Annotated in this window: 17 protein-coding genes; 9 read left to right on the forward strand and 8 right to left on the reverse strand. The window is 34.6% G+C overall.

Annotated elements, in window-relative coordinates; translation table 11 throughout:
- Positions 1 to 71 precede the first annotated feature (71 nt).
- Positions 72 to 950 carry an AraC family transcriptional regulator gene (locus tag J7574_RS08135; RefSeq protein ID WP_290966812.1) on the reverse strand — a complete coding sequence of 293 codons (879 nt, stop codon included), beginning with the start codon at positions 948 to 950 and terminating at the stop codon, positions 72 to 74.
- A 307-nt stretch (positions 951 to 1,257) separates the two neighbouring features.
- On the opposite strand from J7574_RS08135, the gene J7574_RS08140 reads away from it, so the two are divergent.
- The 6 genes from J7574_RS08140 to J7574_RS08165 all read left to right on the forward strand — a co-directional run bounded on the left by J7574_RS08140 (position 1,258) and on the right by J7574_RS08165 (position 9,012).
- On the forward strand, positions 1,258 to 2,394 hold the full coding sequence (locus J7574_RS08140; protein ID WP_290966815.1) for a glycoside hydrolase family 26 protein: 1,137 nt from the start codon (positions 1,258 to 1,260) through the stop codon (positions 2,392 to 2,394).
- Between the two features lie 236 nt (positions 2,395 to 2,630).
- Positions 2,631 to 4,016: an MFS transporter gene (locus tag J7574_RS08145; protein WP_290966818.1), complete on the forward strand. Its 1,386-nt coding sequence runs from the start codon at positions 2,631 to 2,633 to the stop codon at positions 4,014 to 4,016.
- A 27-nt stretch (positions 4,017 to 4,043) separates the two neighbouring features.
- Positions 4,044 to 5,234 carry a glycosidase gene (locus J7574_RS08150; protein ID WP_290966820.1) on the forward strand — a complete coding sequence of 397 codons (1,191 nt, stop codon included), beginning with the start codon at positions 4,044 to 4,046 and terminating at the stop codon, positions 5,232 to 5,234.
- A 6-nt stretch (positions 5,235 to 5,240) separates the two neighbouring features.
- A complete protein-coding gene (locus tag J7574_RS08155) occupies positions 5,241 to 6,431 on the forward strand; it encodes an AGE family epimerase/isomerase (RefSeq protein WP_290966821.1) in 1,191 nt (396 codons plus the stop codon).
- Between the two features lies 1 nt (position 6,432).
- Complete coding sequence (locus J7574_RS08160; protein WP_290966824.1) at positions 6,433 to 7,662, forward strand: glycoside hydrolase family 26 protein; 1,230 nt, start codon at positions 6,433 to 6,435, stop codon at positions 7,660 to 7,662.
- A gap of 60 nt (positions 7,663 to 7,722) precedes the next feature.
- Positions 7,723 to 9,012 carry a cellulase family glycosylhydrolase gene (locus J7574_RS08165; protein ID WP_290966827.1) on the forward strand — a complete coding sequence of 430 codons (1,290 nt, stop codon included), beginning with the start codon at positions 7,723 to 7,725 and terminating at the stop codon, positions 9,010 to 9,012.
- Between the two features lie 95 nt (positions 9,013 to 9,107).
- Here the strand turns inward: J7574_RS08165 and J7574_RS08170 are convergent, their stop codons facing one another.
- From J7574_RS08170 to J7574_RS08190, 5 genes are all read right to left on the reverse strand, one after another.
- Positions 9,108 to 10,064, reverse strand: a complete 957-nt coding sequence (locus J7574_RS08170) for an aldo/keto reductase (protein WP_290966830.1) — start codon at positions 10,062 to 10,064, stop codon at positions 9,108 to 9,110.
- Positions 10,065 to 10,227: 163 nt separating this feature from the next.
- The gene (locus tag J7574_RS08175; RefSeq protein WP_290966833.1) at positions 10,228 to 10,803 is read right to left on the reverse strand and encodes an HdeD family acid-resistance protein; all 576 of its coding nucleotides are present in this window, start codon (positions 10,801 to 10,803) and stop codon (positions 10,228 to 10,230) included.
- Positions 10,804 to 11,071: 268 nt separating this feature from the next.
- Entirely contained in the window at positions 11,072 to 13,384 is a 2,313-nt protein-coding gene (gene bglX / locus J7574_RS08180) for a beta-glucosidase BglX (RefSeq protein ID WP_290966836.1), read from the reverse strand.
- Between the two features lie 164 nt (positions 13,385 to 13,548).
- Positions 13,549 to 14,931, reverse strand: coding sequence for a sialate O-acetylesterase (locus J7574_RS08185; protein ID WP_290966837.1), 1,383 nt, complete (start codon positions 14,929 to 14,931; stop codon positions 13,549 to 13,551).
- Positions 14,921 to 16,015: an SGNH/GDSL hydrolase family protein gene (locus J7574_RS08190; protein ID WP_290966840.1), complete on the reverse strand. Its 1,095-nt coding sequence runs from the start codon at positions 16,013 to 16,015 to the stop codon at positions 14,921 to 14,923. Before J7574_RS08190 ends, J7574_RS08185 begins: the two co-directional genes overlap by 11 nt.
- A 215-nt stretch (positions 16,016 to 16,230) precedes the next feature.
- On the opposite strand from J7574_RS08190, the gene J7574_RS08195 reads away from it, so the two are divergent.
- Entirely contained in the window at positions 16,231 to 16,737 is a 507-nt protein-coding gene (locus J7574_RS08195) for a C40 family peptidase (RefSeq protein WP_290966843.1), read from the forward strand.
- 163 nt (positions 16,738 to 16,900) lie between these two features.
- Here J7574_RS08195 and J7574_RS08200 read toward each other — a convergent pair whose 3' ends face one another.
- Together J7574_RS08200 and J7574_RS08205 are read right to left on the reverse strand one after the other, a co-directional pair.
- Positions 16,901 to 18,481: a L,D-transpeptidase family protein gene (locus tag J7574_RS08200; protein WP_290966845.1), complete on the reverse strand. Its 1,581-nt coding sequence runs from the start codon at positions 18,479 to 18,481 to the stop codon at positions 16,901 to 16,903.
- 168 nt (positions 18,482 to 18,649) lie between these two features.
- Positions 18,650 to 19,066, reverse strand: coding sequence for a DUF1573 domain-containing protein (locus J7574_RS08205; protein ID WP_281633603.1), 417 nt, complete (start codon positions 19,064 to 19,066; stop codon positions 18,650 to 18,652).
- Positions 19,067 to 19,230: 164 nt separating this feature from the next.
- Between J7574_RS08205 and J7574_RS08210 the strand changes: the two genes are divergently transcribed.
- Positions 19,231 to 20,496, forward strand: coding sequence for a sensor histidine kinase KdpD (locus tag J7574_RS08210; protein WP_290966852.1), 1,266 nt, complete (start codon positions 19,231 to 19,233; stop codon positions 20,494 to 20,496).
- On the forward strand, positions 20,493 to 21,179 hold the full coding sequence (locus tag J7574_RS08215) for a response regulator transcription factor (RefSeq protein WP_290966855.1): 687 nt from the start codon (positions 20,493 to 20,495) through the stop codon (positions 21,177 to 21,179). Before J7574_RS08210 ends, J7574_RS08215 begins: the two co-directional genes overlap by 4 nt.
- Positions 21,180 to 21,232 lie beyond the last annotated feature (53 nt).

The raw sequence follows: 21,232 nt of genomic DNA on the forward strand, positions 1-21,232 counted from the left end.
AAAACCAACGAAAAGCTAAAAATCAAACGTTTTCGTTAAAAATAATATTTGTCAGTGACAAAAAAGTATCACTATAAAATACGCTTCAAGCCCGAAAATTCTTCACGATATTGGCTTGGCGTACAGTTTTTTGTCGCTTTAAAACTGCGATTGAAGTTCGCAATGTTATTAAATCCAGACTTAAATGCCACTTCAGAAACACTCATGTCTTTTTCTACCAGCCAACGGGCAGCATAACCGATACGAATGTCATTTATATAATTGACAAAAGTTTTTCCGGTTCTCTTTTTTATAAATCGGTTAAATGAAATAATAGACATGCTCGCTACATTTGCCGCATCTTCTAAAGTAATTTTATCTGCAAAATGCTTCTGCACATATTCGTAAACCAATTTCATTTTATCATAATCATCAAAAGTATCATAGTCTACCGTATAAGTAGAAAGCAGACGCTGATTTCTAGAATTGGCAAGATCATATAATAAAGAAGTGATCTCGAGAAAATAATCCATACCATCCAATTTAGAAAGCCTCACAAGTCTTGGCGTTAATTCTTCAGCCGTTTTTTTTGAAAAAAGAATTCCGTGAATCGATCGATTGAACATATCTCGAATCGGATTCATAATACGTCTTGACAGTAAGGATTCGTGAAAAAGATCATTATGAAACTGAATGGTTATTTCGTGTATTTTTTTACTGGTACATTTATTTAGTTCCCAGCCATGATACAAATTTGGACCGATTAAAACCAGTTCGACATTATCGATTTCTTCAATATTATCACCCACAACTCGCTTTACTCCTTTTCCGTTTAAGATAAAATTGATCTCAAATTCCGGATGATAATGAACCGGAAAATCAAAACTATCTTTTACGCGATCAAAAACTAAAAAGCTGTCGCTTGCTGCAAGCGGAGCAATTTCTCTATAAAAATTTTTCGTAGTAGCCATCTTAAAATCTATTTCAGGAAAGTGATGTGTTCTTTTTTTTGACTGCAATAATATGATATATAATTGATAAAATAATATTAATTAGACTATAATCATCCGTTTATCTTTGAAAAAATTAATTATCATTTCTTTAAAAAGAACATTAATAATAAACAGTAATCATTTTTTATTGAATAACTTTTTATAGTTTTAATAATTATAGCAACAATAGCATAGCGATTTTTCGATAGAAGAAACACTATGTTTTTAAAAAACGTAAATAATTGTTTATTTTACATTTAACTAAACAACCAACTCTTATTTTTTGATGAAAAAACATTTTTTAACGCTTTTAACTGTAACTCTAATAAGCAGTTCCTGTATATCTCAAAAAAGCATTAGTGATACTAATTTGTCACTCTCAGATAAAAAAGCAACAGCAGAAACTAAAACTTTATATAAAGAACTCTATATTTTAAGTCAAAAAGGTTTTTTATTCGGTCACCAAGACGATTTGGCTTATGGAGTAAAATGGAAATATGAAGACGGAAGAAGCGATGTAAAAGACGTTGTAGGCGATTATCCTGCTATCTACGGTTGGGATATTGCTGGTTTAGAAAACGACAAACCCAATAATATAGATGGAGTTCCTTTTGCTAAAATGAAACAATATATAATTGAGGCCAATGCAAGAGGCGGAATTTCAACTATTAGCTGGCATTTTGATAATCCTGCAACAGGAAAAGACGCTTGGAATAATGTTCCTAATTCTCTAAAAACTATTATGCCAGGTGCCGAAAACCATAAAAAATTCACTTCTTGGCTAGATAAAGCAGTTGCTTTCTTTTTGTCTTTAAAAGATAAAAACGGCAAAAACATCCCGATTCTTTTTAGGCCATTTCACGAATTGACAGGCGGATGGTTTTGGTGGGGCAAAGGAAATTGCACTCCAGAAGAATTTAAAACCGCATGGAAATTCACTTTTGATTACCTTCAGAAAAAAGGCGTTCACAACTTAATTTATGTTTATAATACTGGAAGTTTTGGAAACGAAAATGATTTCCTAACCAATTATCCTGGTGATAATTATGCTGATATTTTAAGCTTTGATAGTTACCAAAATAGCAATGACTCCAATGGTGAAAAATTCATTGCTGAAGTTCAAAATCAATTTAAAATATTGAACGAAATAAACCTAAAAAAACATAAATTAATAGCTTTGGCAGAAGCTGGTTATGAGGCAGTTCCAGACCCAAAATGGTGGACAGGAACTTTACTAAAAGCGATTGGAGATTACAAAATAGCTTATGTGTTGCTTTGGAGAAATCATGGCTGGCAGGAAAAAGAACAAAAAATGCATTACTACGCGCCTTTTAGCGGACAAGTAAGCGAAAAAGATTTTATAGATTTCTATAATCTTGACCAAACGATCTTTGAGAAAGACATTCAGAAAAAATTAAAATAATCAAAAGGGTTAAACAGAACAAAGTTTAATTTAAACACATAGAAACATAGATTTCTATTGCTCCTGTTTGAGGTTATAGAAAAAGCAAGCTTTAACACATAGTGCTAATGTGTATTATTCTAAGTGAAACGCCTTTTAGTAAAATGCTAAAAACTATGTTTCTATGTGTTTAAAAAAATCACCAAACTGGTTAAAATAATTGCCCAAAATAAATTACAATCTTTAAAAGAAATCTAATGCACGACAAAATTAGTTTAAAAGAAAAAATTGGTTACGGACTTGGAGATGCAGCTTCTTCTATGTTTTGGAAAATTTTCAGCATGTATCTGCTATTTTTCTACACCGATGTTTTCGGATTGGCGCCTGCCGTTGTGGGAACTATGTTTTTAATTACCCGAATCTGGGACTCTTGTTTTGACCCAATTGTTGGAATTCTAGCCGACAGAACCAAAAGCAAATGGGGAAAATTTAGACCATATTTGCTTTGGGTAGCCATACCTTTTGCCGTGATTGGAGTTTTAACTTTCTATACTCCAGATTTTGACGAAAAAGGAAAAATTATTTACGCTTATGTAACGTATTCCTTAATGATGATGATTTATTCTTTAATCAATGTTCCGTATGCGTCGCTTTTGGGAGTTATGTCTTCTGATAGAAAAGAAAGAAATACACTTTCATCCTATCGTATGGTTTTTGCTTTTGGCGGAAGTCTTCTAGCACTTTGGCTAATTGAACCTTTGGTAAATTATTTTGGCGGAAATTTAAATTCCAAAACAGGCTGGTTGGCTACAATTGCCGTTTTCGGAGTAATTACGACTACCTTTTTCTGGGCTTGTTTTTTATTCACAAAAGAAAGAATCAAACCAATCGGAAATGAACAAAACAATTTGAAAGCAGATTTAAAAGATCTTTTAAAAAATAAACCGTGGTGGATTTTACTGGGAGCAGGAATCGGAGCTTTAGTTTTCAATTCTATTCGAGATGGTGCTGCAGTCTACTATTTCAAATATTATGTAAGTAGCAGTATAAACTTCGATTTTTCGCTTTTCGGAACCGATTTTCACATGACGCCAACTTCAATTTATTTAGTTTTAGGACAAGCTGCAAACATTATCGGAGTCATTATCGCAACGCCAATTGCCAATAAAATTGGTAAAAAGAAAACCTTCTTTGGAGCAATGGCTTTAGCAGCAATCTTAAGTCTGGTTTTCTATTTATTCGGAAAAGAAGATGTTTTCTTAATCATGAGTTTCCAAGTTTTAATCAGTATTTGCGCAGGATGCATTTTCCCATTAATCTGGTCCATGTATGCCGACAGTGCCGATTATTCGGAATGGAAACAAGGACGAAGAGCAACAGGTTTAGTTTTCTCTGCCTCATCAATGTCACAAAAATTCGGATGGACAATTGGCGGCGCAGGAGCTGGGTGGCTTTTAGGCTATTACGGTTTTCAAGCCAATGTAGAACAGACAGCAACAGCTCAAAACGGCATTCAATTAATGCTGAGTATCCTACCCGCAATTGCAGCCGCAATATCGGTAGCCTTCATATTATTTTACCCTTTATCAGAAGAAAAATTACAGATTATAGAACAGGATTTAAACGAAAAGAGAAATCATTAAAAAACCACAGACAAAGAAATCAATTATATGACAACAATAATCTCTTCAGCCACTTTTCAAGAAAGAAAATCGGCATTAGAAAAACAACATAAAACACTGATTGAGCAAAAAAACGCACCTCAGGAAACCGTTGGCAATGGCATTTATGACCGCTATCAAAATCCTGTTGTTACTGCGGCGCATATTCCGTTAAACTGGCGTTTTGATTTTAATGAAAAGACAAATCCGTTTTTACAGGAAAGAATTGGCATAAATGCAGCTTTCAATGCAGGAGCCATGAAATGGAATGGCAAATATCTATTGGCTGTTCGTGTGGAAGGAATTGACAGAAAATCATTTTTTGCTATCGCCGAAAGTCCGAACGGAATTGATAATTTCAAGTTTTGGGACAAACCTTGCGTGATTCCACAAACCGAAGAGCCCGACACAAATGTGTACGATATGCGTTTGATTAACCACGAAGACGGATTTGTTTATGGAATTTTCTGCACCGAAAGAAAAGATCCGAAAGCTCCAAAAGGCGATACAAGTTCGGCCGTAGCCAATGCAGGAATAGTTCGTTCGAAAGATTTGGTCAACTGGGAAAGACTTCCTGATTTAATCTCGAACACTGGCCAACAGCGAAATGTAGTTTTACATCCAGAATTTGTAAACGGAAAATACGCTTTGTACACGCGTCCGCAAGATGGTTTTATTGATGTTGGAAGCGGTGGCGGAATCGGTTTAGGCTATGTTGACGATATGGCAAATCCTGTGGTTAAAGACGAGAAAATCATTTTTGGCAAACAGTATCATACCATTTACGAATTGAAAAATGGTTTGGGTCCTGCGCCAATAAAAACTTCAAAAGGCTGGTTGCATTTAGCACACGGAGTTCGAAATACTGCTGCAGGATTACGCTACACTTTGTATATGTTCATGACCGATTTGACTGATATTTCTAAAGTGACTCACGTTCCAGCTGGACATTTTATGGGGCCAGAAGGAATTGAAAGAGTTGGAGACGTTTCGAATGTTTTATTCTCAAACGGATGGATTGAAGACGGGGACGGAACAGTTTACGTGTATTACGCTTCTTCAGACACACGCATGCATGTAGCCGTTTCTTCTGTAGATAAACTCGTTGATTATGTAATCAATACTCCAGCAGATACTTTTATTTCTGCAGGTTCTGTACAAACTATCCTTAATCAAATCGAAAAAAATAACGCAATTTAAAATATCGTGTCACTACAAAGAAAGCTTTTAAAATCGGAACTAACTGCAGAACTAGATTCCATTCTAAACTATTGGTCAGAACGCACTGTTGACAGTCAAAATGGAGGTTTTGTTGGTCAAATTGATTTTAACGATCATCTGATTGCGAATGCTGAAAAAGGCTCGGTTCTAAACGCTCGAATTCTTTGGACATTCTCTGCCAGCTACACAACCACGAAAAACGAAAACCACAAAAAACTGGCAGAAAGAGCATTCGAATTTCTTGCAGCTTATTTTTATGACACACAATTTGAAGGTCTTTTTTGGAGTATAAATGAGGATAAAACTCCAAAAGACACCAAAAATCAGATTTATGCTTTGGCTTTTGCCATTTATGGATTATCGGAATATTATGCCATTTCAAAAGAAGAAAAAGCTTTAGGAATCGCTAAAAATCTGTATTCAAAAATTCAAGAACACAGTTACGATCCTGTAAACAAAGGCTATTTGGAAGCTTTTACCCGAGACTGGAAGCCTATTGAAGATCTGCGTTTAAGTGCGAAAGATGCCAACGAAAAGAAAACCATGAATACGCATCTTCATATTATTGAAGGCTATGTGAATTTATATAAAGTCTGGAAAGACGAAAAACTGCTCGAAGACATTATCGAATTATTGGAAACAATCGAAAAGCACTTCATCAATCCCGAAACGGGGCATTTGCATTTATTTTTTGATGAAAATTGGAAAGAAAAACCAGATGTGATTTCGTACGGACATGATATTGAAGCGGCATGGCTATTACAGCAATGTGCCGAAATTTCAGAAAATGAAACTTTGATTGCCAATTTTAAAAAATATGCCATTCAAATCGCAGAAGCTACAAAAGAAGGTCTTGATTCTGACGGTGGATTATGGTACGAATTTGATCCTGAAAAAAATGAATTAATTGCCGAAAAACATTGGTGGCCTCAAGCCGAAGCATTAATTGGCTTTTATAATGCCTATCAATTGACAGGAAAAGAAGAATATCTTGATATTGTTTACAAAATCTGGAAATTCACCAAAAAACATATAATCGATCATCAAAATGGCGAATGGTATTGGGGAGTTTACAAAGATTATACTACCATGAAAAAAGACAAAGCTGGTTTCTGGAAATGTCCCTATCATAACGGACGTGCTTGTCTAGAACTTATTAATCGTATTAAAGACTAAAATGAAAACAACATTTCTTAAAATAGCATTTCTTAGCCTCTCCATTTTTAGTATGATGAGCTGTTCTGCAGACAATGAAAACAGTCGTCAGATAATCGTTGATCCGACAAAACCGGAGGATCCTTTAACGACAAACAATGCATCAACCTATATGGTCGATGCCAACGCAACAAAAGAAACGGTCGCTTTATTCTACAATTTAAAAAGACTTGCTGCGACCAAAACCGCTATTGGCCAGCAAGATGCTTTTAATAGTTTTTATCAAGATGCGGGCGGCGATTCCGATATTAAAAAAAATACTGGTTTTGATCCTGCTATTCTCGGTTCTGATTTTATGTTTATAACCGATAAAAACAATAACGAGCAAGCCAATAACTGGTATTATCAGCAGGAAGAAAAAATTATTGCAGCAACTAAAGCCGCTTACGCGAAAGGAATAATCAATACCTTCAGTTGGCATTTGAGAGAACCTTATAATGACGATTCTTTCTACACCGCTGATATGACTTCCGAACAAAAATCAACTGCTTTTAAAAGTATTCTTCCTGGTGGAACAAATAACGACTGGTACAAGAAAAAGTTGGATAAAGTCGCTAGTGTAGTTTCTAATTTAAAAGGTTCAAATGGCGAATTGATTCCGATAATCTTTAGACCTTTTCACGAATTTGACGGAAGCTGGTTTTGGTGGGGAGCCGATTTCTGCACTCCCGATGAATACAAAAAAGCATATCAGTTTACGGTTGATTATTTAAAAAATACAAAAGGCGTTCACAACATTTTATATGCTTTTTCTCCTGATAACTCCTATACAACCGAAGCTAATTATTTAAGCCGTTATCCAGGAGATAAATATGTTGATATTATCGGAATGGACAATTATGGAGATTTCAATAATCAAGGACAAGCTGGAGCTGATAAAGCAAATGCCAAACTAAAAATTCTTTCTGATTACGCTAAAGCGAAAGTAAAAATAGCAGCCCTGACCGAAACAGGTTATCGTGTTACGAGCACAACTCCAGCGATTACAGATTGGTTTTCATCTCTATTGTACAGCGCTTTAACTAAAAATGATATTCAGATTAGTTATGCAATGTTTTGGACCAATAATACTGATGGTTATTATGTTCCAAACGGTTCGGTTTCAAATGCTGCCGATTTTAAAACATTTAGCTTGAAAACGAAAGCGGCTTTGGTGAATTCCTTGCCGAAGATGTATGAAATGCCGAAATAAGATTCTCAGAAACCTGACAGGTTTTTAAAACCTGTCAGGTTTAATTTTAAAATACAAATTATGAAAAACCAATTTTTTAAAACCCTTTTATTAGTCTTGCTTTTTTCAACATTTGCCTGTCAGGCGCAGGAACGAATTACCGTAAAAGGAAATCAGTTCTATAAAGGCAATAAACCTTATGCCTACATTGGAACCAATTATTGGTACGGAAGCATGTTGGCTTCTAATAAAATAGGTAATCGTAAAAGACTTTTACGTGAATTGGATTTCATGAAAAAAAACGGAATCGATAATTTGCGCGTTCTCGTTGGTGCTGATGGTGGAAAATACGATTTTACAGTTCGTCCTGCTTTGCAATACGAACAGGGAAAATATAATGAAGATTTACTAGATGGTTTAGATTTCTTGATTAACGAAATGGGCAAACGCAATATGTATGCGGTTTTGTATTTGACCAATAACTGGGAATGGTCGGGCGGAATGTCTCAATATTTAGAATGGAATGGCAAAGGTCCCGTTCCAGTTCCGAATATTCCGCCGAATACATGGCCTCAGTTTATGTCGTACACAGAGCAATTTCATAGCTGCGAACCTTGCATGGAAGCGCTGGATAATCATGTAAAATTTATTATTGGAAGAACAAATCCTTATTCTAAAAAGAAATATACTGAAGACAACACGATTATGGCGTGGCAGGTTGGAAACGAACCTCGAACTTTTACGCCAGAAAACGAAATAAAATTTACCAAATGGCTGAATAATATTGTGGATTTGATTGACAGTTTAGACAAAAATCATTTGATTTCTACAGGTTCTGAAGGAAAAAACAGTTCTAACGACAGTATGGAAATTTTTGAAAGAACGCACCAAAATCCGAATATCGATTATCTGACGATGCACATCTGGCCTAAAAACTGGAACTGGTTTAAAGCCGATAACGCCGAAGCTACAATGCCACAAACAATCGAAAATGCTGGAAAATACATTGACGATCACATTAAGGTAGCCAATAATTTGAAAAGACCCATTATTATTGAAGAATTTGGACTTCCGAGAGAACACGAAAATTTAAATGCAGGAGCTTCTTCTGTACATCGTGACCAATTTTACAACTTTATTTTTGGAAGAGTTGTAGAAAGCCATAAAAATGGAGGTCCATTGCAAGCTGCCAATTTCTGGGGTTATGGTGGCGAAGGAAAAGCGGTAAACGAAACCGGCAAATGGAATCCTGGTGATCCATTCACTACAGATCCGCCGCAAGAACCGCAAGGTTTAAATTCTGTTTTTAATGGAGACAAATCGACTCTTGAAATTGTAAAAAAATACAATTTAGAATTGAAGAAAAACTAAATGATTTAAACCATATAAGTCATGTAAGAAAATATAAAAAGTAGTTTAAACGCATTGTAAAATGAACTTATATGACTTATATGGTTTAAAAAATATCACGATAAAATCTTCTCAATAGCATTCAATTCGTCATGAGAAAATTCTGTATTCTGTAAACAATCAATATTATTGCACAATTGTTTTACCGAACTTGCACCAATCAAAACTGATGTAATTCTTTTGTCTTTTTGAAGCCAAGCCAAAGCCATTTGCGCCAAAGACTGATTTCTGTTCTGAGCAATTCCATTCAGCTGAATCAATTTCTGAATTCTTTCTTGCGTTACCTCATCTTCCTTCAAATGTCCGTTTGGGTTATGTGCACGAGAATTTTCAGGAATTCCGTTTAAATATTTATCGGTTAAAAGCCCTTGTGCCAAAGGTGAAAATGCAATGCACCCCACTCCTTTTTCTTCTAAAACATCCAACAAACCATTTTCTACCCAACGTTCCAACATCGAATATTTTGCCTGATGAATCAAACAAGGTGTTCCTAATTGTTTTAAAACATCAACGGCAACTCGCGTTTGTTCTGCCGAATAATTACTGATTCCAACATACAGAGCTTTGCCGCTTCTAACAGCGTGATCTAAAGCCATCATTGTTTCTTCAATTGGAGTTTCAGGATCTGGACGATGCGAATAAAAAATATCGACATAATCAATACTCATACGTTTTAAACTCTGATCCAAACTTGAAAGCAGGTATTTTCTCGACCCCCAATCTCCATATGGACCTTTCCACATCGTATAACCTGCTTTGGTAGAAATTACAATTTCATCACGCAGATTTCCTTGAAAATTATGCCATAATATTTTTCCGAAATTCTCTTCGGCAGAACCTGGAACTGGTCCATAATTATTCGCTAAATCAAAATGGGTAATTCCTTTATCAAAAGCTTCAATGGCAATACTTTCAGCATTTTCAAAATTATCCACCGAACCGAAATTGTGCCATAATCCTAAAGAAATCTCAGGCAATAATAAACCGCTTCTGCCGCATCTGTTATATTTCATGTTTGTATTTTAAAAGTTGGAGTTTTAATAGTTTTTAAAGGTAAAAAAAACTCCCTCAGATTTAGGAGATTTAGGAGATAAAAAATCTGCCAAATCTGCTAAATCTGCGAGGGAAAATTAAAATCTCATTCTTTTTTAATTTATTAAACGTTAAAAGAACAAACTAAATTCTTTCTTCTAAATCGTGTAGTCTTTTCAGTTTGAAAGAAAAATAAATATAAAAAATCCCGCTTGCGATGAAAGCAAAAGCCGTCCAATATACTATCGAAAGTCCTGCAAAAACAGGGTTCCATAATAACAGAAATGAAAACAACACTCCTAAGATCCCTAATCCTAAAAGATTTTTCCAATCTGGAACAGAATAGCTTTTTAGATTAAAAGCCATAAAAATAGCCATTACAGAGCGAAACAAAATAGCCAATCCAACATAAAGTGGCAAAAGTGTTATTGAAACTAACGGATTAGCAATTAATACTATTCCGACACCTAAACCTATAATTCCAGATACCAGTGTCCAGCCCCAATTATCTATTTTTTTTCTGTTTGAAAGTGCAAAAATAATTTCGAAAATTCCGCTGACCAGAAATGACACACTAAATAAAAATGCCAATGTTAAATATGCTTTTACAGGTGTGGCAAAAGACCAAAATCCAATGATTACAAAAAGTATTCCCACTAATAACGGAATGTACCAATAATCAATTGCTGCTTTCACTTTTTTAAATAAAGAATGTTCCATAATACTATTTTAAAATCTTGCCTACTCTATAAAGTTTTCAGCTTACCTTAAATTACCAATTAAAAACATTTAAATGGCTGTTTATCAAAGATAAGACAAAAGCTTAGACCAAAACACTTTTCTACAATAAAATACTGACATATAAACACTTACTATCACAATAAGCAAAATAAAAGTCGCCACGAATTCACGAATTATAAATCAATTAATTCGTGAATTCGTGGCGAAAAAAAAACTTTGTCACTTTGTTACTATGGTACTTTGAAACTTAAAGAATCTCAAAACCACTTTGCAAACCTTTATCAGAGCTTCCTCCAACCATTATTTTAAAAGTTCCCGGTTCTACAAGATATTTCCCTTCATTATCATAAAAACCAAGTTCCTTATCTGTTAAAGTAAATTTCACCGTTTTAGTTTCTTCTTTTTTCAGATTCACCAATTCAAAACCTTTTAATTCTTTAATTGGGCGAACGATACTTGCATATTCATCATGAATATATAACTGAACCACTTCTTTCCCCTCATAATTTCCAGAATTAGTAACCTCAACACTCACCTCAACTTTTTCTCCTTTTGCAAAAGAAGTTTTATTCAATTTTAAGTTTTTATAATCAAAAGTCGTATAACTCAATCCAAAACCAAAAGGGAATTGAGGTGTTTTTTCCACATCCATATAATGCGACCAGAAAACATTTTTATCACTGTCTATTGGTCTTCCTGTACTGTATTTATTGTAATAAATTGGTACTTGCCCAACATTTCTTGGAAAAGACATTGGCAATTTTCCACTCGGATTATAATCTCCGTATAAAACTTGCGCAATGGCATTTCCTGCCTGAGTGCCTAAATGCCAAGCTTCTACAATTGCAGGAACATTTTCTGCTGCCCACGGAATACTCAACGGACGACCATTATTCAGAACCAAAACCACATTCGGATTTACTTTGTAGATTTCCTCTAACAATTCCTGCTGCAAACCTGGTAAGTTTAAATCAGTGCGGCTTCTTCCCTCACCGCTTTGGAAACCGTATTCGCCTAAAACTATTACGACAACGTCGGCATTTTTTGCTGCTTTTTTCGCTGCTTCAAATCCGCTTTTATCTGTTGTATTGAAAAGTGTTTCTGTTAAGAAAGTTGCTTTTTGTTTCAGTAAATCAGCACCTTTTTCAAAAGTCAGCTGATTGTCTTTATATTGCTGCATTCCTTCTAAAACGGAAACTGCAGTATCATCAGAAGCCGCAATTCTCCAGCTTCCTAACGGACTATTTTTATCATTTACCAAAGCACCAATCAAAGCTATTTTCTGTCCTGATTTTTTCAGTGGCAATAAATTCTCCTTCCTCCCCGGCGGACAAGCATTCTTCAATAAAACAATAGATTTCTTTGCCATGTCTAAAACGCCATCATTATTGGCTTTGCTTCCCACAACTTCTTTTTCGCGTTTTTCATCACAATATCGATACGGATCATCAAATAATCCCAATTCAAATTTCACGCGAAGAATTCTGCGAACGGCATCATCAACCAAAGCTTCTTTTACTTTTCCAGATTTTACCAAATCAACCAATTTTGCCACATATAAATAGGATTCCATATCCATATCAGAACCTGCAATCACCGCTTTTCCAGTGGCATCGGCTTCATCTTTAGCATAACCGTGCGCAATCATTTCACGAATCGAAGCATAATCCGAAATTACAAATCCGTCAAACTTCCATTTTCCTTTTAAAATATCTCTCTGTAAAAAAGCATTTCCAGTTGCCGGAACGCCATTCAAGGTATTAAACGAATTCATAAACGTACGAACTCCGGCTTCGACCGTCGCTTCAAAAGGAGGCAAAACCGAATTGTACAATTTAGAATTACTGATATCTACAATATTATATTCCAAACCAGCTTCAACATAACCGTAAGCTGCAAAGTGTTTCGCGCAAGCTGCAATCGTATTTACTTTTGCCAAATCAGCAATCGTTTCTCCTTGAAAACCTTTTACACGGGCATAAGCCACTTTACTGCCTAAATAAGGATCTTCTCCAGCACCTTCCATCACACGCCCCCAACGAGCATCGTTTGCGACATCGACATTTGGTCCAAAAGTCCAGTTAATTCCAGATGCCGAAGCTTCATCTGCTGCAATTGCTGCCGATTTTTTAATCGCTTCTAAATCCCAACTTGCCGCTTCTGCCAACGGAATTGGACTTAACGTTTTATAGCCATGAATGACGTCAAAACCAATAATTAATGGAATTCCCAAACGAGTTTCTTCTACTGCAATTTTCTGCACGGCACGCACTTCTTTAACGCCACGAACTGTTAGCATCGAACCGACCAAGCCTTTTCTCAAATGTTCGTATTTTAATTCGGCTGTCCCGCCTTTTGGCGCAGGCCCTGTAACATCCCAAAAACCATTGTATTGGTTCATCTGTCCTACTTTTTCCTCCAAGGTCATTAAGGGTAAAAGCAAATCAATGCGTTGTTCAACAGTTTTATTTTTATCCAGATACGGCTTTTTTTGTGCACTCATATTTCCAACAGTAAATAGGGACAAAATCCCAACAGTAATTATTTTTTTATTTTTCATGATGGTTTAGTTAGTTCTTTTTCGAAGATTCTAAGGTCCTGAGATGCTAAGATTCTAAGTTTTAAAAACTTTGCGCCTCTGCGCCTCTGCGAGATTCAAATTATGCATTGCGGGTTTCGACTTCGCTCAGTCTTACAAAGTGGCTAAAATCTACCCTCTAAAATCTAAAATTCACTCGTAAAACAAGAAGCAGGCAAATTCGCTTTATTAAACAAATCTGACTGAATTGTATTTCCCCATGCAAACCTTACTTTTGCTGGATTTACAACTTTTTTACTTGTCAAAATCACCTGATTGTTTTGTATCGAAGCTTCGGCAGGAACAAAAACTCCATCGACTCCAGCAACTTCAAATTGATTCGATTTTTTGTCTTTAAAATAAAGTCCGTCAGCATAGTCAAAAGAAACGATTGCTTTGTTTTTTTCGATTTTTATATCTTTAAACAAGGGACCATTTACCAAATTAGAATTGGTTTTATACGTTTCAGCCAAAGCCAAATTCGCCAAACGAATTCCAACTGATTTTTTATTTTTTGGATGAATATCAATCGTATCCGAAATATCGCTAATCACGACCATTCCTGTTTTCGAAACTTCTTTTAGTAATTTTCTCTGCGAATTTCGGACTGTTACGTTGGAGAAATTATTCGAACCTGTTTTGAATGGAGCAATCTGAACATAATAAAACGGAAAATTGTCCTTCCACTCTTTTCGCCAAGACGTAATTAACGCTCCAAGAGTTTTATCGTAAACCAAAGAACCCACATTAGATTCTCCCTGATACCAAAGCGTTCCTGCAATTTTAAATCCCACAATTGGATAAATCATGGCATTGTAAGCGCGTCCAGGTTGTCTTGGTCCGTATTCTTGTTCGTTGAGTTTTTTTGCATTTTCTAAAAGAAGCGGATCATTATTTACCACTTCTTCTGGCATCCATATTTCCGCAGGAGTTCCGCCCCAATTGGAAGAAATCAAGCCGATTGGAACATTTTTCAAATCTTCGCGAAGGCGTTTAGCAAAAAAATAACCCACTGCGCTAAAATATTTCATGGTTTCTGGAGTCGATTCGGTCCAACTTCCAAGCAAATTATTCTGCGGACTTTCCGCCGTTAATTTTGGAACGGTAAAAAAACGAATATTAGGATTTGTCGCGTTCTTCATCTCTTCTTCCCCGTTATCAATTCCCCAGCTTACCGACATTTCCATATTCGATTGTCCTGAACAAAGCCAGACTTCACCAATTAGAATATTTTTTAAAATCACTTCGTTGTAGCCTTTTATAGAAATTGTAAAAGGTCCACCCGCTTCTGGAGTTTTAATCGTTAATTCCCATTTCGCCTGATTATTGGCAACAGTTTTATATTCCTGATTGTTCCAACTGGAAACCAGTTTAATTTCTTCTTTTGGATTTGCCCAACCCCAAATTTTCACTTCAGAGTTACGCTGTAAAACCATATTGTCACTAAAAATATTCGGGAGCGAAACGTTTGCCATCATAGAACTGGAAATCAATAAAAAGAAAACAAACTTATAGATATTATTTTTCATTTAGCAGCTTCTTTAAAAATGGTGCATATTCGTCTGTCAAAACTTTCTGATCGGCCACATCTGGATGTCCTATGCATCCATTTGGAGTCATGGGTTTGAACTTGAAAATCTGAATCGGTTTGTGCGCTTTATCATTCGCGAAAGCGTTTTTAACTTTATTCAGACAGTCTTCAAAAACGACTGCTCTTTCGCCATTTACCATTGGGCTATTTGTTATTACTATTTGAACTTTCGGATTATGTTCGTACAACATCTTTATAAAATTGATGTAATTCGAAACATATTTTTCAGGATCAAATGGAAGTCGTTCTTTCTTTCCGTCTCCGCCAGAAAAGTCATTTGTACCTAAAGCAATGCTGATAATATTGGGCTGAAAAGCAAAATCGTATCTAGGTTTTGAAGCCTCTTTCGTTAAATACAAATTCTGATATACGTCTGGCATTATTGCTTCGTCTTTATGCTCGTCATTCCAGTTTCTGTACATTCCAATTCCAGAAACACAACTCATTAAATAATCGGCTTCGATTGCTCTTGAGAGTGTTGGCCCGTAAGCATAGTAACCATTATGATGATCGTAATATTCTCCTTTATCACAAGGAATATCAGAACCGTCGCTTGCTGCTCCGCTAGTAATTGAATCGCCAATAAATTCGATTTTCTTTTTCGTTTTAAACGAAATTGAAGTTAGTTTTGCTGTTGTTCCCGCAAATAAAACATTCCCACTTTGCGCTTCTGTATTTTTATAGATTTCTAAATGATGTTCTTTTTGATTGGAAGTAATCTTTATAGGAAAAAATTGCACACCGCCTTTTTCAATTCTAATTTTTCCAATATACTTTCCGTCTAAAACCAACTGGACATAATTATGATGTGGATCTACACTTTGAAGAGAAATCGAACATTCTTTTCCTGTAAAGTTGAAAGAAACAGAAGAAGCAGTTCCAATCAAAATGACATTATCATTTGAAAGTCGATCAACCCGGCCTTGATACAGGAAAGTTTTATTTGAATTTAGAGTTTGCGAGTTCGAAAAAGCCGAAATCAGCAAAAATGTAATTAAAAGTGCTATTTTTTTGGGAAACATAATTTATTTGTTAAAATCTAAATACGATTCACAAATATATTGGAAAGAGATTATCTAAAAAGATACTAAAATGTCAAAATGTAATAAAAAAACACCACATAAACACATCATTTTTTGGTTTCTTAACGTTAATTCTTACAAGCGCAACAAATGGTATTGCTTTGAAATGCTTAATTTGCCGTTTTTATCTATCAATGCAACAACTTTTATACAAAATGAAGCCTCAATTTTTTATTTTTCTATCTGCCGTTATCTTACTTTCTTCTTTTAATTTAAAAAAGGATAAAAATACTCTAGTTCAAAGTCCTAAGATTCAAACTGAAATCAATCGTGATTCTCTTATAGCTTTTGCAAAAAAGCATTTAGGCATTCCGTATGTATATGCAAGCAGTAATCCGCAAAAAGGTTTTGACTGTTCGGGTTTTGTGAGTTATGTATTTAAAAATTATGGAATGATGCTTCCGCGAAGTTCAAGCGGTTATAAAAATATTGGCAAGACTTTAAAACCAGAAGAGTTTAAAGTGGGTGATGTTTTGGTTTTCTACGGATATAAAAACAGAAATGTTGTTGGCCACGTTGGAATTATCTGTGAAGCCAACGGAATGCAGTCTAAGTTTATTCATGCTTCGTCAGGAAAAGCACAGCAAGTAACCATAACGGCACTTGATACAGAACATTATACCAAACGCTTTTATAAATGTGTGGATGTTTTATCGGAATAAGTTTTTTTAGCCACGAATTCACGAATTTATTTTTTAGCCACAAATTTCACAAATTAACACAAATTACAAAATTGTAATTCGAGGAAATTTGTGCAATTAGTGGCAACTTAAAATTTAAACCCAATTTTGGAATTTGGAATTTAAAGTTGGTATTTAATTTTTTTTATTCCTCTGTCAATAATTTGATTAGACTTTCATCTCTTCCGTAAATATCTTTGTAAAAATTCAGATTGCCTTGACGATCTACCCAAGCGGTAAAATAGCCAATATAAACAGGAACTTTTTTCTTAAGCGTGTACCAGCTTTCTTTTCCTGCGTGCATGGCTTTATCAATTCTTTCTGGATTCCATGCTGGATCCACTTTTAATAATTCGATTGCCAATTCACGAGGTTTTGCTACGCGAACACAACCATGGCTGAAAGCTCGACTGTCTCTTTCAAACAAACTTTTTGATGGCGTATCATGCAGGTAAATATTGCTTGAATTCGGGAATAAAAACTTCACTAAACCTAAAGAGTTATTTTTTCCAGGAAGCTGACGAACAGCGCCATTATTCCACTCCAGATTTTTCTTTTGCAGATAATTTTTATCTCTCGCCATTCCAGGTTTAATCTCCGAATTAATAATACTCGTTGGCACATTCCAATACGGACTAAAGACAATATTACTCATCATTCCGCTGAAAATAACCGTTTTTGTCATCGCTTTCCCTACCACAACTGGAGATATAAATGCAATTTTACCATCTTCAACTATATACAGTTTAAATTCCGGAATATTTACTTCAATATATTTTTGGCCTTTTTCCAATTCAGGATCAATCCAACGGCAACGTTCCATATTAACAATAATGGTTTTGATGCGTTCCGAAACTGGAATGTTCAAGTCTTTTATATGCTCTAATAAAATGGTATTTTTAGGATAATAGCCGTGGCGAACTTCATAGTTCTTCATCGCTTTTATTAAAGTGGTATCGCAAACCGCACTTTTATTGTCTTCTTTAAGATCTTTGGTTACAAAAAGCCTTTCTCTAATCTGGGAAACAACATCTGATGAATCTCCAACTTTTATTGCTTTATAATCTTCGCCCGTTTCAATAGTTTTCCATCCTCCATTTTTCTCAATTTCTCTATACTCTTTCAGAGCATCGCGAAGCTTGTAATACTGGCTGAACATCTTTTTTTTCTTATCATCCAAAATGGTTGATTTCTTAAAAATCGAATCAGAAAGCACTTGGTAATTGAATTTTTTACGAGGCAAAAGCCATTCCAAAGAAATACTGGTTTTTTCATCAAAACCTGCATATACTTTTTCGGCATAATAGTAATACAAATTCGATAGCAGCAAATCTGTATCTTCTTTTGATAATTTTTTAGTTGGATTATTTTCAAAAACCGAGTTTAATTCTTCTTTATAGGGATAATTTGCTTTTAATCCTTCCTGACCCAAATTTTTGTATTGATTAAATAAGGTGTTTCCAAATTCAACTACACCTCTATTATCTTGCCATAATTGAGTTGATTTGTTTTTTAGATACAAAGAAGTTACATCGCTTTTAAATTTATCCAGTTTTGGATAAGCTTCATAAAACTTTGCAATGCGTGAACTGTCAATTGTAAGTTTTAGTTCTGGAATTTTTTCGACTTTCTTTATCGAACTCTCTTCTTTCTTATCGGCTTTCGAATTACACGAAAAAACACTCAACAAAACAACTGCAATAATAGGCGTATACCAAATTTTCATATCTCAAAATTTTTGAATAAAAGTAGAAAAAATTCTATTAAAACAAAGGACTCGTCAATAAATCTTAATCCTTATTTTTTTGAAGCTTAAACGATTAATAAAAAATAAAAGCTCCAAACAATTTACATGTCTGGAGCTTTCGCCATATAACCAACCTATTAAAATTTCTTAAATAACCGTACCTTTTAAAGTAAGCACTTTCGGAGTTGTTTCTGCACTAGTTGTCACAGTAACTGTTTTTGTAAAAGCGCCTTTGTTTGCAGCGTTATAAGTTGCAGTAACTTTTCCAGATTTTCCTGCCTGAATTGGCTCTTTTGTGTAATCTGTTGCCGTGCATCCGCAAGATCCTTGAACGTTTGTAATTACTACAGCAGTTTTTCCTGTATTTTTAAATTCGTAAACAATTGCTTTTGGAGTTCCTTGCGGAATTTGTCCCACATCAATTGTTTCTGCTTTCCAAGCAATTGTAGAAGCCGCAGTTCCTGAAATTTCAGTTTCTGAAACTAGAGATTGTACTGGCGCAATTGCCGAAAAAGACATTAGGCCTAACGCCAAAGCTAACATTGAAATTTTGATCATTTTCATAACTGATATATTTAAAATGGTTTATAGTTCATTTTGATATTACAAAGGTAATTCAGACAAAATCAAATCGCTGTTAAGCGCTTTCAAACGTTTGTTAATGACTTGTTAATCGCTTATTTTCAGGCTAAAATTGATTAATATTACACTCTCAAAATTCTTTATTCTTGAAAATTAATAAACTCAACAGCATCATTATCTTAGGGTTGGTGGCCATCATTAGTATTTTGGTCGCACAATTGCTTTGGACAAAAGAGGCTTTTACAATTGAACAAAAAAAACTGAGCCAAAAGGCGCATATTGCTTTACTTGAAGTGGCTAAAAAATTATATGAGGGAACAAATCACGAATTGCCAGTTCAGAATCCTGTACAGAAAATTGCAAACGACTATTATATTGTAAATGTCGATAACGAATTTGAGCCTGATATTTTAGAATTTTATCTAAAAACGGAATTCAAAAAAATGAACATCACGACCGATTTCGAATATGCGATGTACAACTGCCAAAGCGACGAAATGATTTATGGCGATTATATTTCGCTTTCGAAGAAAAAATCAGAATGCAAAAAGACGGTTTACTTTCCGAAACATAAAAATCTGGTTTATTATTTTGCGGTTCGTTTTCCAAATGAAACTACTTATCTATTCAGTTCAATGCGATTTTGGTTTATTCTTTCAACAGCATTGATTCTTATTCTGCTTATTTACGTTTATTCGATTTTTACGCTTTTACAGCATAAAAAATATTCAGAGTTGCAGCGTGATTTCATTAATAATATGACGCATGAGTTTAAAACGCCTCTTGCTTCAATTCTTATTGCTTCGAAATACTTAATTGAACAAAAACCGATAAAAGAAGACAAGAAACTCTATACTTACACCGATATTATTATCAATCAAGGAAACAAACTAAACGGTCATATCGAGAAGATTTTAAATATTGCAAAAGCCGATTACGCTCCTTTAGAACTCAAAAAAGAAAGCATTTTGATTGTTCCGATTATTGAAGAAGCAATCGAAAACATCAAATTGAAATATCCTGAAGCTTCTATTAAAATTGAAACGGTTTCAAAAGAATATTTACTAGAAACAGATATTTTTCATTTTGGCAATTTAGTGTATAATTTACTGGATAATGCAGTGAAATACTGTAATGAAAAACCTGAGATTACTATTAAATTCAAAGAAGAAAAAAATTGTTTAAAACTAGAATTTATTGATAACGGAATCGGAATTAATCCTAAAAAAATATCTTTTATCTTTGATAAGTTTTATAGAGTTCAAAATGAAAAAAGTAATGAGGTGAATGGATTTGGACTTGGTTTATACTATGTAAAAGAAATTTGCAGTTTGCAAAACTGGAAAATAAAAGCCGAAAATAATAGCGAAAAAGGTGTCACTATAACTTTATCAATTCCTAACAAAAAATGAAAAACTTCAAAATACTATATGCCGAAGACGACGAAACCCTTGCGTTTTTAACCAAAGACAATTTGGAGCAAAATAACTATGAGGTCATTCATTGTTCTGATGGGAAATCGGCACTGAAAATTTTTGAGGAAGAAGAATTTGACATCTGTATTTTTGATATTATGATGCCCAAAATGGATGGTTTTGAACTTGCTGAAGCCGTTCGAAAAATTGATATCAATGTTCCAATTATTTTCCTTTCGGCTAAAACTTTAAAAGAAGACCGTATTAAAGGTCTGCGTCTTGGTGCCGATGATTATTTGGTAAAACCTTTTAGCATTGAAGAATTACTGCTGAAAATTGAAATCTTCTTAAAGCGTTCGCAAAAAAATATTCCGCCAGTAAAAACAATTTATGAAGTAGGAAAATATCAGTTTGACACCAAAAATTTCATTCTTTTTAATGACGAAGAAAAAGTTGGATTGACTCAGCGTGAGGCCGAATTATTGAAACTTTTTTTAGATCATAAAAATTCTGTTTTGAAAAGAGAACAGATTCTTACGTCTCTATGGGGAACAGATGACTATTTTATGGGAAGAAGTTTGGACGTTTTTATTTCGCGTCTGCGCAAAATCTTAGCCAATGAACAAGGTATTTCGATTGAAAACCTGCATGGTATTGGGTTTCGGTTTTCGATTGGGTAAATCACAATTCTGTTAAAAATAAAGAAAAATCTGTAAGCTGTTTTTCGAAAAAC

The organism is Flavobacterium sp. (genome assembly GCF_017744675.1).
Taxonomy (GTDB): domain Bacteria; phylum Bacteroidota; class Bacteroidia; order Flavobacteriales; family Flavobacteriaceae; genus Flavobacterium.

Coding starts and splice junctions, on each gene's coding strand:
- J7574_RS08185 (WP_290966837.1), bottom strand. CDS start 14,931: ATGAAAAATAATATCTATAAGTTTGTTTTCTTTTTATTGATTTCCAGT.
- J7574_RS08165 (WP_290966827.1), top strand. CDS start 7,723: ATGAAAAACCAATTTTTTAAAACCCTTTTATTAGTCTTGCTTTTTTCA.
- J7574_RS08140 (WP_290966815.1), top strand. CDS start 1,258: ATGAAAAAACATTTTTTAACGCTTTTAACTGTAACTCTAATAAGCAGT.
- J7574_RS08205 (WP_281633603.1), bottom strand. CDS start 19,066: ATGAAAATGATCAAAATTTCAATGTTAGCTTTGGCGTTAGGCCTAATG.
- J7574_RS08200 (WP_290966845.1), bottom strand. CDS start 18,481: ATGAAAATTTGGTATACGCCTATTATTGCAGTTGTTTTGTTGAGTGTT.
- J7574_RS08145 (WP_290966818.1), top strand. CDS start 2,631: ATGCACGACAAAATTAGTTTAAAAGAAAAAATTGGTTACGGACTTGGA.
- J7574_RS08195 (WP_290966843.1), top strand. CDS start 16,231: ATGAAGCCTCAATTTTTTATTTTTCTATCTGCCGTTATCTTACTTTCT.
- J7574_RS08170 (WP_290966830.1), bottom strand. CDS start 10,064: ATGAAATATAACAGATGCGGCAGAAGCGGTTTATTATTGCCTGAGATT.
- J7574_RS08215 (WP_290966855.1), top strand. CDS start 20,493: ATGAAAAACTTCAAAATACTATATGCCGAAGACGACGAAACCCTTGCG.
- J7574_RS08190 (WP_290966840.1), bottom strand. CDS start 16,015: ATGTTTCCCAAAAAAATAGCACTTTTAATTACATTTTTGCTGATTTCG.
- J7574_RS08150 (WP_290966820.1), top strand. CDS start 4,044: ATGACAACAATAATCTCTTCAGCCACTTTTCAAGAAAGAAAATCGGCA.
- J7574_RS08175 (WP_290966833.1), bottom strand. CDS start 10,803: ATGGAACATTCTTTATTTAAAAAAGTGAAAGCAGCAATTGATTATTGG.
- bglX (WP_290966836.1), bottom strand. CDS start 13,384: ATGAAAAATAAAAAAATAATTACTGTTGGGATTTTGTCCCTATTTACT.
- J7574_RS08160 (WP_290966824.1), top strand. CDS start 6,433: ATGAAAACAACATTTCTTAAAATAGCATTTCTTAGCCTCTCCATTTTT.
- J7574_RS08135 (WP_290966812.1), bottom strand. CDS start 950: ATGGCTACTACGAAAAATTTTTATAGAGAAATTGCTCCGCTTGCAGCA.